The 14,007-nt window shown below is 64.0% G+C and carries 11 protein-coding genes and 3 pseudogenes; 4 read left to right on the top strand and 10 right to left on the bottom strand.

The genetic code is table 11. The features are described from left to right. Positions 1 to 5 precede the first annotated feature (5 nt). From ACNANG_RS20200 to ACNANG_RS20185, 4 genes are all read right to left on the bottom strand, one after another. Positions 6 to 263 carry a RidA family protein gene (locus ACNANG_RS20200; RefSeq protein WP_420224506.1) on the bottom strand — a complete coding sequence of 86 codons (258 nt, stop codon included), beginning with the start codon at positions 261 to 263 and terminating at the stop codon, positions 6 to 8. Positions 264 to 482: 219 nt separating this feature from the next. Then, on the bottom strand, positions 483 to 1,619 hold the full coding sequence (locus ACNANG_RS20195; protein WP_420224505.1) for a porin: 1,137 nt from the start codon (positions 1,617 to 1,619) through the stop codon (positions 483 to 485). A gap of 101 nt (positions 1,620 to 1,720) precedes the next feature. Then, positions 1,721 to 2,182 (bottom strand): type II 3-dehydroquinate dehydratase, encoded by a 462-nt coding sequence (gene aroQ / locus ACNANG_RS20190; protein ID WP_420224504.1) that lies wholly within the window; start codon positions 2,180 to 2,182, stop codon positions 1,721 to 1,723. 67 nt (positions 2,183 to 2,249) lie between these two features. Continuing rightward, entirely contained in the window at positions 2,250 to 3,302 is a 1,053-nt protein-coding gene (locus ACNANG_RS20185) for a Gfo/Idh/MocA family protein (protein ID WP_420224503.1), read from the bottom strand. 201 nt (positions 3,303 to 3,503) lie between these two features. Between ACNANG_RS20185 and ACNANG_RS20180 the strand changes: the two genes are divergently transcribed. The 3 genes from ACNANG_RS20180 to ACNANG_RS20170 all read left to right on the top strand — a co-directional run bounded on the left by ACNANG_RS20180 (position 3,504) and on the right by ACNANG_RS20170 (position 6,527). Further along, complete coding sequence (locus ACNANG_RS20180; RefSeq protein WP_420224502.1) at positions 3,504 to 4,445, top strand: LysR substrate-binding domain-containing protein; 942 nt, start codon at positions 3,504 to 3,506, stop codon at positions 4,443 to 4,445. A 118-nt stretch (positions 4,446 to 4,563) separates the two neighbouring features. Further along, the gene (locus ACNANG_RS20175) at positions 4,564 to 5,247 is read left to right on the top strand and encodes a sugar phosphate isomerase/epimerase family protein (protein WP_420224501.1); all 684 of its coding nucleotides are present in this window, start codon (positions 4,564 to 4,566) and stop codon (positions 5,245 to 5,247) included. Then, positions 5,175 to 6,527 (top strand): 4-hydroxyphenylpyruvate dioxygenase family protein, encoded by a 1,353-nt coding sequence (locus ACNANG_RS20170; protein ID WP_420224500.1) that lies wholly within the window; start codon positions 5,175 to 5,177, stop codon positions 6,525 to 6,527. The genes ACNANG_RS20175 and ACNANG_RS20170 overlap by 73 nt, the downstream gene beginning before the upstream one ends. An 87-nt stretch (positions 6,528 to 6,614) precedes the next feature. On the opposite strand, the gene ACNANG_RS20165 is transcribed toward ACNANG_RS20170, so the two are convergent. Together ACNANG_RS20165 and ACNANG_RS20160 are read right to left on the bottom strand one after the other, a co-directional pair. Further along, positions 6,615 to 8,246, bottom strand: coding sequence for a DEAD/DEAH box helicase (locus tag ACNANG_RS20165; protein WP_420227604.1), 1,632 nt, complete (start codon positions 8,244 to 8,246; stop codon positions 6,615 to 6,617). Positions 8,247 to 8,729: 483 nt separating this feature from the next. Next, positions 8,730 to 9,482, bottom strand: coding sequence for a glycosyltransferase family 2 protein (locus tag ACNANG_RS20160; protein WP_420224499.1), 753 nt, complete (start codon positions 9,480 to 9,482; stop codon positions 8,730 to 8,732). A 418-nt stretch (positions 9,483 to 9,900) separates the two neighbouring features. On the opposite strand from ACNANG_RS20160, the pseudogene dinB reads away from it, so the two are divergent. After that, positions 9,901 to 11,059: pseudogene (dinB, locus tag ACNANG_RS20155) on the top strand (DNA polymerase IV). A 25-nt stretch (positions 11,060 to 11,084) separates the two neighbouring features. Here dinB and ACNANG_RS20150 read toward each other — a convergent pair. The 4 genes and pseudogenes from ACNANG_RS20150 to ACNANG_RS20135 form a co-directional block, all read right to left on the bottom strand. Further along, complete coding sequence (locus ACNANG_RS20150) at positions 11,085 to 11,279, bottom strand: heavy-metal-associated domain-containing protein (RefSeq protein WP_420224498.1); 195 nt, start codon at positions 11,277 to 11,279, stop codon at positions 11,085 to 11,087. A 213-nt stretch (positions 11,280 to 11,492) separates the two neighbouring features. Beyond that, a pseudogene (locus ACNANG_RS20145) lies at positions 11,493 to 12,317 on the bottom strand (TIGR03862 family flavoprotein); the annotation flags it as partial. Between the two features lie 390 nt (positions 12,318 to 12,707). After that, positions 12,708 to 13,139: pseudogene (locus tag ACNANG_RS20140) on the bottom strand (NAD(P)/FAD-dependent oxidoreductase); the annotation flags it as partial. 2 nt (positions 13,140 to 13,141) lie between these two features. After that, a complete protein-coding gene (locus tag ACNANG_RS20135; protein ID WP_420224497.1) occupies positions 13,142 to 13,984 on the bottom strand; it encodes an IclR family transcriptional regulator in 843 nt (280 codons plus the stop codon). Positions 13,985 to 14,007: the final 23 nt, after the last annotated feature.

Raw genomic sequence — 14,007 nt, 5'->3', positions numbered from 1 at the left:
GTCATTCAGTCCGAGGTGCCCGGCCCTTCGTCACGCTCGGGCAAGCCCGCGATCGCAGTGATCTCGACCCGCATGTCAGGGTGCGGCAGGGCCAGCACGGCCACGCATGTGCGCGTCGGCGTCACGACCTGCGGCGGGAACCAGCGGTTATAGGCTTCGTTGAACGCAGCGAAGTCCGCCATGTCGACCAGATAGCAGGTCATGGCTACGCAGCGCCCCACCGACGATCCATGTGGCCGCAGCGCGGTGTCAATCTTTTGCAAAATGACATCGGTCTGCGCGCCCACGTCGTACGTCTTCGTGCCCCCGGGCCGACGGTTACCCCCGCCACGCCTTCAGCCAGACGTGCGGTCGTTCCCGACACATAGAGCTGCTGTCCGCTGCGGCGAACATCGGAATAGTTGGCGAGTGGTGCGGGGGCTGCGGTCATGGTGGCCTCGGGCAAGAAAGTGGACGAATGGCCGTTAGCGTACCCGACCGGCTTAGAACCGGTGCAGAATCCCCGCATGCAGTCCGGTGATCGTCCGGCCGTTCACGTCGTTCGGTGTGGCGAAGTTGGACTTCAACCCGGCCGACCCTGCGGGACGAAAACCCGCCGACCCGCGATTGCGCAACTGCTGCGCGACGGTATAAAGGGTGGTGCGCTTGGACAGGTCGTAATACCCCGCCAACGACGTGCCCGATGCGCTTCGGTTGCCTGAACGATCATCCAGCAGGCCGAACAAGGCGCCTACGCGAAACTGGGACGTCGCCCGGTAGTCTGCGGAAATCTGCCAGAGGTTATACATGCGATGCACGTCGGCGTTCGTGCCATCGACCACGCCGCCTACGTTGCTGAGGATCGTTCCTGCATTGTTGCCCGCTCCCGTTGCCGTGCTGTTGTTTGACCGCGCATAGGCCAGGTAGATCTTGCCCTGACCGTAGTCGTAATTGGCATACACGTTCTGGTATTGCACATTGGCCGTATAGGTCGCGGGCGACGGCGGTCCGGCAGTAACGCCGACGTATCCCAGCCGGTAGGGGCCATGCTCGTAGTCCACGCCAAGCTGCTTGACCGACTGCCGCCTGCTTTGATTGGGCGTCTCGGCCAATGCGTAGTGCGCTTCGACCAGGAAGCCAGCCACCCGTGGCGAGATGTATGAGACATCGTTGTCATAGCGCGCCGGAATGCCGAATGCATTGAACACCGATCCGAGCGTGCGTGCGGAATGGTCCACGTACGACCCACGACCCAGCACCACCGTATTCTGGCGACCCAGACGCACTTCGCCAAAACCGCCGGCCACGCCCACCCAGGCCTGTCGGTCGAACAAACGCGACTTGTCTGCCGCCGTGCCGTCATCCGCATTCACGCCTGATTCAAGCTGGAAGGTGGCGCGTCGTTCACTGCCCAGGTCTTCGCTGCCCCGCAAACCCCAGCGGGTGCGCGTCAGCGCGCCGTCTTCCAGCGCCAGGGATTTTTCGCCTGAGCTGCTGCGCAGATAACTGACGTACTGGTCGACGGTGCCATACAACGTGACCGATGATTGCGCGAGCGCCGCCGTGCTGCACGCAGTCAGTGCTGCTGCGGCCATGCTGGCCTTGATGATAAGTGGCGTGGTCATGGAAGTTTTGGTCATGCGTGTTCTCGTCATGGGTGGTCTCGCCATGGGTGGTCTCTTAATGGGTGGCTTTGTCATGCGTGTCCCATCGGCGCGAGCCAGGGTGGTACGGGTTTCGGTCATGCTGTTTCCCCTGCTTGCCGGGCGGCGATGGCCGACAGTGCGGCGCGCAACCCCAGCGTGTAGCTTTCGGCGCCGAAACCGCAGATCTGGCCCGTGACGACGCTGGCAAAGACGGACTGATGCCGGAACGCTTCACGCGCGTGGATGTTCGACATGTGGATCTCGACGACCGGCACGTTCAGCACAGCCAGCGCATCGCGGATGCCGTAGCTGTAATGCGTCCATGCACCTGCGTTGATCAGCACTGCGTCGGTGTTCTCCTGGAATGCCCGATGAATGCGATCGCAGATCTCGGCTTCGCTATTGGTCTGGAAGCACGCGACTTCCGCCCCCAGTTCTCGGCCCAGGTCTTGCAAGGATTGGTCGATATCCGCAAGCGTGACGCTGCCGTAGTGGGCTCGGTCGCGCTGCCCGAAAAGGTTGTGGTTGATGCCATGCAGCATCACGATCTTGTGCATGGAGGTTCCTTGGTGCGTGGGTGAAAGAAACACGTGTGCGTCTTGGGTGCCGTACGAGGCCTGGACGTCAGTCCGGCGATATCGTGATGGTGGTGCCCGCGCGGATGGCGTCGAGAATGGCCTGGGTAACGCGCAGGTTGCACAGGCCGTCGCGTGCGCTGACCAGGGGCGTGACGTCGTTGCAGATCACGTTGGCGAAATGCGCAAGCTGTCGAGCAAGCGGGTCTCCCCGTGCGGTCCTGACCTGCGCGACGTCGAATGGCGTTTTCCAGGACCGTTTATCCGCCCTTCCCCATGTCTTGAGCCGCAAGGTTGGGATGGCCAACGAGCCGGACGTTCCGGCAATCAGGTAGCAGTCTTCATCGTCGTAGTGCGCATAGATCGGGTTTTCTTGTGAGGTCTGTTCCCAGCTGCGCGCACTGGCTGCCGTGTCGGACAACATGAAGGTGCCAAGAGCGCCACTGGCGAATTGCAGGGTGATGGCCACGGTGTCTTCGACCGGAAAGCCGCGGGTGTGCCGGGATCCCAGCGCCTGGACGGCAACGATGTCGCCGCACAGCATTCGCAGGTTGTGCACCTCATGGATCATGTTGAGCAGCACCGGCCCCCCGCCTGGCCCAGTGCGCCAGGGCCCGTCAATGAAGTATTGATCGGGTTTGTAGAACAGGGCGCTGCCTGTGACGGCGACGATGGGACCAAGCCGGCCGTCGGTCACCAGTTGTCGTGCGTGCGCCATGATGGGACTGTGCGCGCGGTGATGGCCGACCAGCACCTTTGCGCCGGTGCGTTCAACGGCTTCGACGATGGCAAGCGCCTCGGGAACCGTGGCAGCCAGGGGCTTTTCGATCAGCGCGGGAATGCCTTGAGCAATGCACCACAGCGCCTGGTTGGCATGCAGGGTGTTGGGCGAGGCCAGAATCAGGCCATCAGGGCGGTCATGTTCGATCAGTTGATCAAGCGTGGCGTACAGCGGCACGCCGACGTCCTGCGCAACCTTGGCCGCTGCAGGCGCAGGGTCGACCAGTGCGCACACCTTGCACGAGGCACTGCGTTGCACAACGACCAGATGCGACTGGCCCATGCTGCCGGCGCCAACGATGGCGATGCGAAGACGAGACATGGTTGTTATGGACAACTATTTAGCCAGCCAGAAGCGCAGAAAGGAACGCCAGCAATGCGGGGCGGAATGCCACCAGAAAGGGCGCCTGCATGAACGATGGTGCGTGTGGCATTTCGTCTCCTGATCGTGGTTTTGCGAAGAGAATACCGACGGCCCCTGCTCTTATCATTGGCTTGTCCGTCTTCACGAAAACAACGCCGCGTGCACAATAAGCCCGAACTCAATGACCTCTCTGTCTTCTGCGAAGTGGCGCGCCGCGGCAGCTTCATCGCGACCGCCAACGAACGCGGGGTGTCCCCCGCGTACGTCAGCAAACGCATTCACATTCTCGAGACGCAGCTCGGTGTGCGGCTGTTCCACCGCACCACCCGCCGCGTGCATATCAGCAATGAAGGTGAACGGGTCTACCGCGCGGCGCTGAAGGTGCTGGAAGACGTCGATGCCATGACCGAGGCCGTGGCGAACGCGCGCAACGAACCCAGCGGGCTGTTGCGTATCAGCACCAGCCTGCGGTTGGGCCGTAGTCATGTGTCCTACGTGCTGGCCGGGTTGCAGCAGCGCTATCCCAAACTGGATGTGTGGCTGGAACTGGTGGACCGCCGCGTCAACCTGATCGAGGAAGGTTTCGATATCGACATTCGTGTAGGCGAGCCGCTCAATCCACACCTGATTGCGCACCGCATTGCTGACAGCAGCCGCGTCCTCTGTGCATCACCGGTCTACCTGGCGCGCTGCGGCGTGCCGTCGACGCCGGATGACCTGACCCACCACGAATGCCTGGCTTTCCGGGATCGCGAACAGGCGTTCGGCGTATGGCGCCTGCATGGACCCGATGGCCTGCACACGGTAAAGGTGACGGGCCGCTTTGGCTCCAACCACAGCGACATCGTCAGGATCTGGGGCTTGCAGGGCCACGGCATCCTGTTGTTGTCGGTATGGGATGTCGCCACGCATCTGCGCGATGGCAGCCTGGTGCGCGTCCTGCCGGACCATGCGGAATACGCCGATGTCTGGGCCATGACCTGCAGCCGCAGCACCACGTCGGCCAAAGTGGGCGCCTGCATCGAGTACATGAAGAAGGAACTGACCCAGGGTGTCTACGCCCTTGATACGGCACTGCACGTGCCCCGGCCGCAGCGCTGATTGTTCACGAGGCGTCATGACGGAAGTCATGAAGCGCGCGGTGATGGCGTCATCGCGATTGGGTACGCTTGCTGCTTGCGCCAGTTGGTGCTGACTGCGCATCTCAAGGAGAACAAGCGTGCACCGGTCCATTGCCACCGTGTCAATGAGCGGCACCCTGCGGCAGAAGATCGAAGCGATCGCTGCCACGGGTTTTGACGGTATTGAACTGTTCGAAGCCGACTTCGTCCATTTCTCCGGCAGTGCCGCCGGCCTGCGGAGCATGGTCAGCGATCACGGGCTCCGCATCGACCTTTACCAGCCCTTTCGCGATCTCGAGGGCATGCCGACCGCCCACTTTCGCCGCAGCCTGGCGCGCGCCGAACACAAGTTCGCGCTCATGAAGGAACTGGGCTGCTCCACGCTCCTGGTGTGTTCGAACACGTCGCCGCTCTCGACCGGGGAACCCGAACGGGCAGCCGCGCAGCTGTATGAGCTTGCCGAACGCGCCGCGCGGTACGACATCCGCATTGGTTACGAGGCCCTGGCATGGGGGCGCCATGTCAGACGCTATCGCGATGCATGGAAGCGGGTTGCCCTGGCCAATCACTCGCACCTGGGCCTTATCCTGGATAGCTTCCACACCCTGTCGCTGCAAGATGATCCTGCCGACATCGCGACGATACCCGGGAACAAGATCTTCTTTCTGCAAATGGCCGACGCCCCGCGATTGCAGATGGATGTCCTGCAATGGGCGCGCCATTACCGCAACTTTCCGGGGCAGGGGCAACTGGACTGCTACTATTTTTCGAGCAGGTGTTGAAGTCGGGGTACGACGGTCCCTTGTCGCTCGAAATCTTCAATGACCAGTTTCGCGAGACGCCCAATCGCAGGACGGCGACCGATGCCATGCGATCCTTGCTATGGCTCGAAAGCCGCGTGCGATCACGACTCGTAGCCAGCGGCGACCACGACAGGCTCTCCCGGCAGACCGCGACAGGTGCATGGCTGTTCGCACCGCCCGCCGTGCCGGCGCTGAACGGAGTGGCGTTTGTCGAGTTCGCCGTGGACACCGCCTACGCCGCGACGCTGGGCGCCATGCTGATGACGATGGGATTCCACCATGCCGGGCAGCATCGCTCCAAGAACGTGCAACTGTACGCACAGGGCGACATCCGTCTGGTCGTGAACGCCGAACCCGATTCATTCGCCAGCCAGCGTTTCGAGCGCCAGGGTGGACCGGGCATGTGCGCGATCGGCCTTGGGACGCCGCTGCCGGATCAGGCCGCAGCGCGCGCATCCGCATTGCTGTCCGCTGCCGCCAATACGCCGCGTCAGGCCGACGAACTGCCTATTCCCGCCATCGTGTCGCCTGGCGGCATGCTTATCCATTTCGTGCCGACCGGATCCGACACGCCAGCATTCGACGCCGCGGATTTCGAGAAGGTACTGGAAACACCCGACTCCGCCGGATTGCAACGAGCGACCGGGCTGGCTCCCGTTCTCAAAACGCTGGACCATATTGCGTTGGCGCTGCCGCCAGACCAGCTGGACAGCTGGGTGCTGTTCAGCCGTGCGGTACTGGGTCTCGAACCCGGCGACCGGCAGGAACTGGCGGACCCTTACGGGCTGGTGCAGAGCAGTAGCGTCTGCAATGAGACGCGCAGCGTGCGAGTGGTGATGAATGTATCCGCCAGCCGGCGGACCGGCGTGGCCCACGCGGTGAACGCGAGCGGCGGTGGCGGCGGCCTGCATCACCTTGCTTTCTCGTGCGACGACATCTTTGCCACGGTGGCGCAACTGCGGGCGCAGGGCACGCTGTTCGTTCCCATATCGCCCAACTATTACGAGGACCTGCTGGCGCGCAACGACGTGGACCCAGCGCTGGTGGGAAAGATGCAAAGTCTCGGCATCCTGTTCGACCAGACGCCGCAAGGGGCGTTTTTCCACATTTATACCCCACGCTTTGCCGGCCGCTTCTTTTTTGAAGTGGTGCAACGTGTGGGCAGCTACGACGGCTATGGCGCGCTAAATGGTGCGGCAAGATTGGCGTCCGAGGCACAGGCCGCGGATGCGTCGTCACGCAACGCGGCGGCAAGTTGAGCAGGAAGCAAAAACCCCCGAGTACCTATCGGTATCGGGGGTCGGGACAACCTGAAGACTCTGTTTGCGCTTGCCGGAGCGGAACGTTCAGGACTTCTTGCCACCGCCCAGCAACGCGGCCAATTGGCGCTTGGGGCCCGGACGGCTGGGCGCTGCATCGGTTGCGGGCGTCGCTTCGCGGTTGGCCGACGGCGACGGCACATATGGCTTGAAAAAGAAGTCGTCGACCGGCGCCGAGCGACCCCCGCGGCCAGACGAGCGGGAATCGCGCGAGCCACTGCGATCCGGCCGATCGTAGCTGCGGGCGGACGACGTGCCTGACGACGCGGAACGTGCGCTGTCGCGAGACGATGAACGAACGCTGTCACGGCCGGCATCGCGGCTGCTGTCGCGCGTGCCTTCACGGCCGGCTTCCCGGCTTGCACCTGCGTCGCGCGCGTCATCGCTGCCACCGCGACTGCTGCCACGGCGGGGTTCGCGCCCTTCCCGGCCGTCGCGCGAGGCACGCAAGGAACCTGGCGTGACAGGCAGATCGAGCGTGGCGCGGGGCACCGTGCGCTTGATCAGCTTTTCGATGTCCAGCAGGTATTTTTCTTCTTCGGGCGTATACAGGGCAATGGCTTCACCCCGTGCGCCCGCGCGGCCCGTGCGGCCAATGCGATGTACGTAATCTTCGGCGCTATGCGGCAGGTCGTAATTGATGACGCACGGCACACCGGCGACGTCCAGGCCGCGCGCGGCGACGTCGGTCGCGACCAGCACTTCCAGCGTGCCCGCCTTGAAGGCTTCGAGGGCCTTCATGCGGTCGGTCTGGGTCTTGTCGCCATGAATGGATTCAGCGCGCACGCCATCCAGTTCGAGCTGGCGCGCAAGACGCGCGGTGCCGATCTTGGTGTTCGAAAACACGATGACCTGATTCAGGTTGCGCGACTTGACCAGATGCACGACAGCGGCGCGCTTGGCGTCGCTGCTGAGCGCATAGGCGATTTGGGTGACGTTGTCGGACGTGGCGTTGCGGGCAGCCGTTTCGATCTCGATCGGCTGCTTGAGGAAGGTGTGGCCCAAGCGACGAATTTCGTTGCTGAACGTGGCCGAGAACAGCAGCGTCTGGCGCTTTTCGGGCAGCAGACGCATGATGCGTTCGAGGTCAGGCAAAAAGCCCATGTCGAGCATGCGGTCCGCTTCGTCGAGCACCAGCATGCCGACCTGGCTCAGGCTCACGGTCTTTTGTTCGATGTGATCGAGCAAGCGCCCGGGGGTAGCGATCAGGACCTCACAGCCGGCACGCAGTTCGGCTTTCTGGGGCGCGATATCGACCCCTCCGAAAACCACAGCGGCACGCAGGGGCGTGAACTTGCTGTAGCGCTTGACGTTCTCGGCCACCTGATCGGCCAGTTCGCGCGTCGGCGTGAGGATCAGCGCGCGCACGGGGTGACGCGCCGGCGAGGCACTCGCGTTGGCCAGTGGCATGAGCCGGTGCAGGATAGGCAGCGTGAACGCCGCCGTCTTGCCCGTACCGGTCTGCGCGGCGCCCATGACGTCGGCACCGGCGACGACGACCGGAATGGCCTTGGCCTGGATCGGCGTCGCCACGGTGTACCCCGTGGCAACGATGGCTTGCAGGATGCTTGGGTGCAGGCCGAAGGTGTCGAAGGTCGGGGGTGCAGCTTCGACAGCGGCTCCGGCGGCGGCAGCTGGGGCAGCCGCCGCGGCGGAGATGTCGACTGCCGCGTCAGGCGCGGCCGAAGCGGCTGTAGTGGCAACAGCAGGTGCAGCGGTAGCAGTCGCACCTTGCGCTGGAGCAACTCCCGAAGCAGGAATGTCGACTGCCGCGTCAGGAGCGGCGGAAGCGGCAGTGGCCGAAGCCGCAGCGGCGGACGCGGCAACAGGCACGGCTGCGGCGGCGGGCGCTGCGAACGCAGGCGCCGCGGGCGCGGGCGCGGCCGCAGCGCCTGCGGCGCCTGCGTTCACGGCGAGGATCTGCGGGGCCGTGGTAGGTGCAGGGGTTCCTGCTGGATGTTGTGTTTCCGCGCCTGACTCGCCCCCGAAGTTGGCACCGGGCTGTCTGCCGCCGTGGCCACCGTCGCTGTCGTCACTTTGTTCGTGTCCGTATTGGTCATGGTTGGGGGGTCCGCCGATCTGCTGCAATGCATCGCACGAATCAATAGTCCAGAGAAATCAAAGACTTAGATTCTAACGCATTTACCTGATGGCGCGACGTATCTCCAGGGCCCTGGCATATTTGAGGTAGGAGGCCAACGCTTTCCCCAGCGACAGGGTCAAGCCGTCGAGGCCGGCAAGGAAACCGGTCTTGATGACGTAATGTTTGAGAAACGCCGACGTGCCGTGCAGCATGGGATGCCAGCCATGCACCGGCTTGCCGCTCGCCGCCAGGTCCTTGGCCATCCAGTTGGCGTACAGGCAGGCGCGGTTGAAAATGTCCGCGTAGTCCCGGTACGAGTAATGGGTAATGTGGCCTTCGTTGCGAATGACGCGTTCGGCCTGGATCCGCGAATGCGCGACCACCGGCTTGAAATCCGCCCGCTGCCGGTTGAAGATGCGCAGCACGTAATCCGGATACTGGCCCGCATGGCGCGTGGTGCGGCCACCGACAAAATTGCGGCGCCGCGATTCGACGGCGTCGGCGGGCAAGGTGCTCAGGTCGGTGCTCGCCAGCCAGTCCGCCAGGTCGTCTTCCAGGCGTTCGTCGGCATCCAGGTTCAGCACCCAGTCGTGGCGGCAGTGGGGCAGGCCCGCGGTGCGCTGCGGGCCATCGCCCAGGAAGGGCTGGCGGATGACGGTCGCGCCTTCGGCTTCTGCCAGGGCCACGGTGTCATCAGCGCTAAGCGAGTCCACGACCACGACGTCGTCACATACCCGCTTGAGCGAGCGGATGCAGTCGACGATGTTCCTGGATTCGTTGAAGGTGATTACCAGACCGCTGATGTTGTTCATGCCTTGCATTCGACCCTAGTGCCGCAGAACCGCGGCAACGCCATTGTGGACATTACCGGGCGCCGCCGCGGTAACGATGCCGACATTGTCCGATAACTTCTTGCCTGGTGCGAGCGGTGCCTGGTCCGCGTGGTGCCTGGTCCGCGTGCTGCCTGGTGCGCGTCCTGCCTGGTCCGCGTGGTGCCTGATCCACGCGGTACCTGGTGCGTGCGGTGCCTGGTGCGTGCGGTGCCTGGTGCGTGCGGTGCCTGGTGCGTGCGGTGCCTGGTGCGTGCGGTACTTGGTAAATGCGGTACTTGGTACATGCGGTCCTTGGTGCGCGCGGCGCCTCGTACGCGCGGTGCCTTGCCCCCGCTCGCATCGCGCCACATCTGTCTCCTGCCGCGCGGTTGCGGCGCGAGCGGCTACTATCTTGCACATGAAAGCTCGTCGTATCGCGCATCTGGACATGGATGCCTTTTATGCCTCTGTGGAACTGCTGCGCTACCCGGAATTGCGCGGCCGGCCGGTGGTCATTGGCGGGCGCTCGACCGCACAGCCCCAGACGGGCGATGACGGCATGCGGCGGTTTACTACGCTGCGGACCTATGCCGGCCGGGGCGTGGTCACGACGTCGACCTACGAAGCCCGCGCCCTGGGCGTGTTCTCGGCCATGGGCATCATGAAGGCGGCGCAGCTGGCACCCGAAGCCGTGCTGCTGCCGGCGGACTTCGATGCGTACCGGCATTATTCCAGGCTGTTCAAGGCGGCGGTGACCAGCATCGTGCCGCACATCGAAGACCGCGGGATCGATGAGATCTATATCGACCTGAGCGAAGAGCCCGATGACACCCTCCCCTGGCGTCCCGCCTGAAGGATGCGGTAAGGGAAGCGACCGGGCTGTCCTGTTCGATCGGCGTGGCGCCGAACAAACTGCTGGCGAAGATCTGTTCCGACCTGGAAAAGCCGAACGGGCTGACGATTCTGAGCCACGACGACGTTCCAGTGCGCATCGGTCCGCTGCCGGTGCGCAAGATCAACGGGATCGGGCCCAAGTCGAACGAAAAGCTTGCCAGCCTGGGCATCCGCACCGTCACGGATCTGGCCAATGCCGACCTGGGCTTTCTGCAAGAGCACTTTGGACGCAGCTATTCGGCGTGGCTGCACGAAGCGGCCCACGGCATTGACGACCGGCCGGTCGAGACGCGGTCGGAACCCAAGTCCGTCAGCCGCGAAACCACGTTCGAGCGCAATCTGCATGCTCGGCAAGACCGTGATGCGCTGTCGGGCATCTTTACCGCCTTGTGTACGAAGGTAGCCGAGGACTTGAAGCGCAAGGGCTACGTCGGCAAGACCATCGGCATCAAGCTGCGCTACGCGGATTTCCATACGGTGACGCGGGATGTGACGCTGCCCGCGCCAACTGGCGACGCCGCTACGATCCGCCGCGCGGCGGGGAATGCCTGCGGCGGGTACCGCTGGATCAGCGGCTGCGACTGCTGGGAGTGAGGATCGGGGCGCTGTCACGCCCGGGCGAAGATCCTGCCGATCTGGCGCCCGAGCAGGTGCAGGGCGAATTCAAATTTGCGGATCAGTGACGCATTGCGCGCGCGCCCGGGCTGGCTATGCCTTGACCGTGTAGCCGGCTTCTGTGATCGCGTGCGATACCGCAGCGGCGTCGTTTGCGCCGTCCACCTGCACCTTGCCGGTGGTCAGGTCGATGTCCACTTTGGCGCCCGGTGCGACTTCCTGCACGGCTTCGGTGACGGCTTTGACGCAGTGTCCGCAGGACATGCCTTCGACTTGCAATGACAACATGGATGTTCTCCTGATAGCGTGATCCATCAGGATGCACCTTATCACCGTGGCAAGGTCAAGTATCGCGAGGGTGATCGCGGGTTGCACCCGTTACAGCGCCTGTTTCAACGTGCCTGGTCGACGCGGCTGTTTCAACGTACTTGATCGATGCGGCTGTTCCAACGTGCCGGTTTCACCCTGGTTGGTCGACGTAGCCATCCCAACGCGGCCGTCTCAACTTGGCCCGTGCAATATTCCATCCGGGGCGCGCGCGACAACGTCCAGCCAGGCCGCCACGCCCTTCCCCACCGCGCGGCCGCTGGCGAAACACGCGGTCAGCAGATAGCCGCCCGTGGGCGCTTCCCAGTCCAGCATTTCTCCTGCGCAGAAGACGCCAGGCCGTGCGACCAGCATCCCGTGTGCATCCATCGATTCGAACATGACACCCCCGGCCGTGCTGATGGCCTCCGCGATCGGTCGTGGTGCGATCAGCGTTAGCGGCAGGGCTTTGATGGTGCGGGCCAGACGCTGCGGATCGGCAAAGCCGCTGGCATCCAGCACTTCACGCAACAGGCCGGCCTTGACGCCTTCGATGCGGATCCGGCTGCGCAGATGGTTGGCCATGGACTTCGAACCGCGCGGCCACTGGATCTCTTCAAGCACGCGGTCGAACGACAGTCCGGGCGCCAGGTCTAGCGTCAAGGTGGCTGATCCAACAGTGGCGATCTTGTCACGCAGGGCGGCCGACAACGCATAGACGAGGCCACCTTCGATGCCGGTAGCGGTCACGATGCACTCGCCGGTTCGCGTGTGCGTAACGCCGTCCGCGTCTGTCACTTGAGCGGTGATGGCGCGCAGCGGGGCGCCTGCAAACTTGTCGGAGAAGAACGGCGTCCAGGCAATGTCGAAGCCGCAATTGGCAGGCTTTAGCGGGGCAACCGTTGCGCCAAGGGTGGACAGCAGGGGCACCCAGGCCCCGTCTGAGCCAAGCCGCGGCCAGCTTGCCCCACCCAGCGCAAGCACGGTGGCCGCGGCGTGGACGGAAACCCCGTTGATGGGGGAACCGCCGGATGCAGGAGCGGGGCCGTCGGACGCAACAGCAGACTCGCCAGATACAGAAGCAGACCCGCCAGATACAGAAGCAGACCCATCAGATGCAGAAGCAGACCCGTCAGATACAGGAGCAGACCCGTCAGATACAGGAGCAGACCCGTCAGATGCAGGAGCGGACCCGCCAGATACAGTAGCGGACACGCCAGATACAGAAGCAGACCTATCAGGTGCAGAAGCAGACCTATCAGGTGCAGAAGCAGACCCATCAGATGCAGGAGCAGACCCGTCGGACGCAGTAGCGAAACTGCCAGCGCCCGCTTCTTCCCGAGCTTCGCCTGCGACAGCCTCGCGCCCGCCCGCAGCACCCTGCGCCGCTGCCCCGCTTCTGCCGGCCACGAACCGGAGCGCGCCATCTTCATCCCACCCGACCCATCTGTGCCGCATGTGAAAACGCACGCCGGCATCGCGCAGCCGCTGCATCCACGCGCGCAATAACGGCGCCGCCTTCATGTCGGCGGGAAATACGCGTCCGGACGATCCGACGAAGGTGCCGATGCCCAGCCCTTCGATCCACGCTCGCAGCGCGTCGGGATCGAAGTCACGAATCATCGGGTCCAGGTCCCGCGCACGCGACCCGTAACGCCCGATGAATGCCGGTAGCGGCTCGGAGTGGGTGATGTTCATGCCGCCCTTGCCGGCCAGCAGAAACTTGCGCGCTACCGACGGCATGGCGTCGTAGACGTCGACCGCATGGCCGGCCAGCGCCAGCGTTTCGGCTGCCATCAACCCCGCGGGACCGGCGCCGATGACGACGACGCGGCCCGGCATGGTTACTCCCGCCACAGATTGACGACTTTGCCGGCCGCCGCGCCCTTGGAAGGCGAGTAGTTCAACAGTCGGGACAGTTCGTACGCGGTGCTGCGTACGCTGGTCAGGATGTCATCGAGGCGTTCGGGCTCGAAGCGCGATGACGGAATCGTGGCGCCCAGCGCAGCCACGATGCGGCCGGTGTGGTCGCGCACCGGCGCGGCGATGGTCGACACGCGGGCTTCGAAAAACGCTTCCTGCAGCACGAAGCCGCGTTCCTTGTCTTTTTGCACCAGCTCGAACAATTCCAGCACGGTGGTGGGCGTGCTGGACGAGTAGCTTTCCAGATGTTCTTCGGGGAACAACTCACGCAGTTCAGGCAGGGTCAGGTCCTCAAGCAGCACGCGGCCGAGCACGGTGGCGTGCGCGGGCAGGCGGGTGCCGACGTTGACGGTGCTTGTGAAAGGCGTGGATGCGCTGGACTTGGCTACATACACAATGGACCGGCCGTCGCGCACGACGAGGTTGCACGAAAACCCGATGTCGGTGCGCAGGCGTTCGAGCAGCGGCGCACCCAGTTCCGTCAATTCCAATGAGGCCAGGTATTCGAAGCCCAGGCGCAGCACCGACAGCCCCAGCCGGTAATCATGGCCGCCTTCGGTGCGCTGCACGAAGCCCATGGATTCCAGCGTCATCAACAGGCGGAATACGGTGGACCGCGGCAGGTTCAGGCGGCGCGCCAGTTCGGGGGCCGACAACTGGCGGTCGTTGTGATTGAACTCGCTGAGCAGCAGCAGCCCGCGTTCCAGTGCGGGCACCAGGTATTTCTCCTGGGCGTCATCCGACATCTTTGCTTTCGTGGTCATACCAAGGTGCGTTGTTCCAAGCA

Origin of the sequence: Pigmentiphaga litoralis, from assembly GCF_048632615.1 — a bacterium.
Taxonomy (GTDB): domain Bacteria; phylum Pseudomonadota; class Gammaproteobacteria; order Burkholderiales; family Burkholderiaceae_B; genus Pigmentiphaga; species Pigmentiphaga litoralis_B.
Note: the sequence above shows the minus strand (reverse complement) of the source record. Positions and strands in the feature narration are given on the sequence as shown.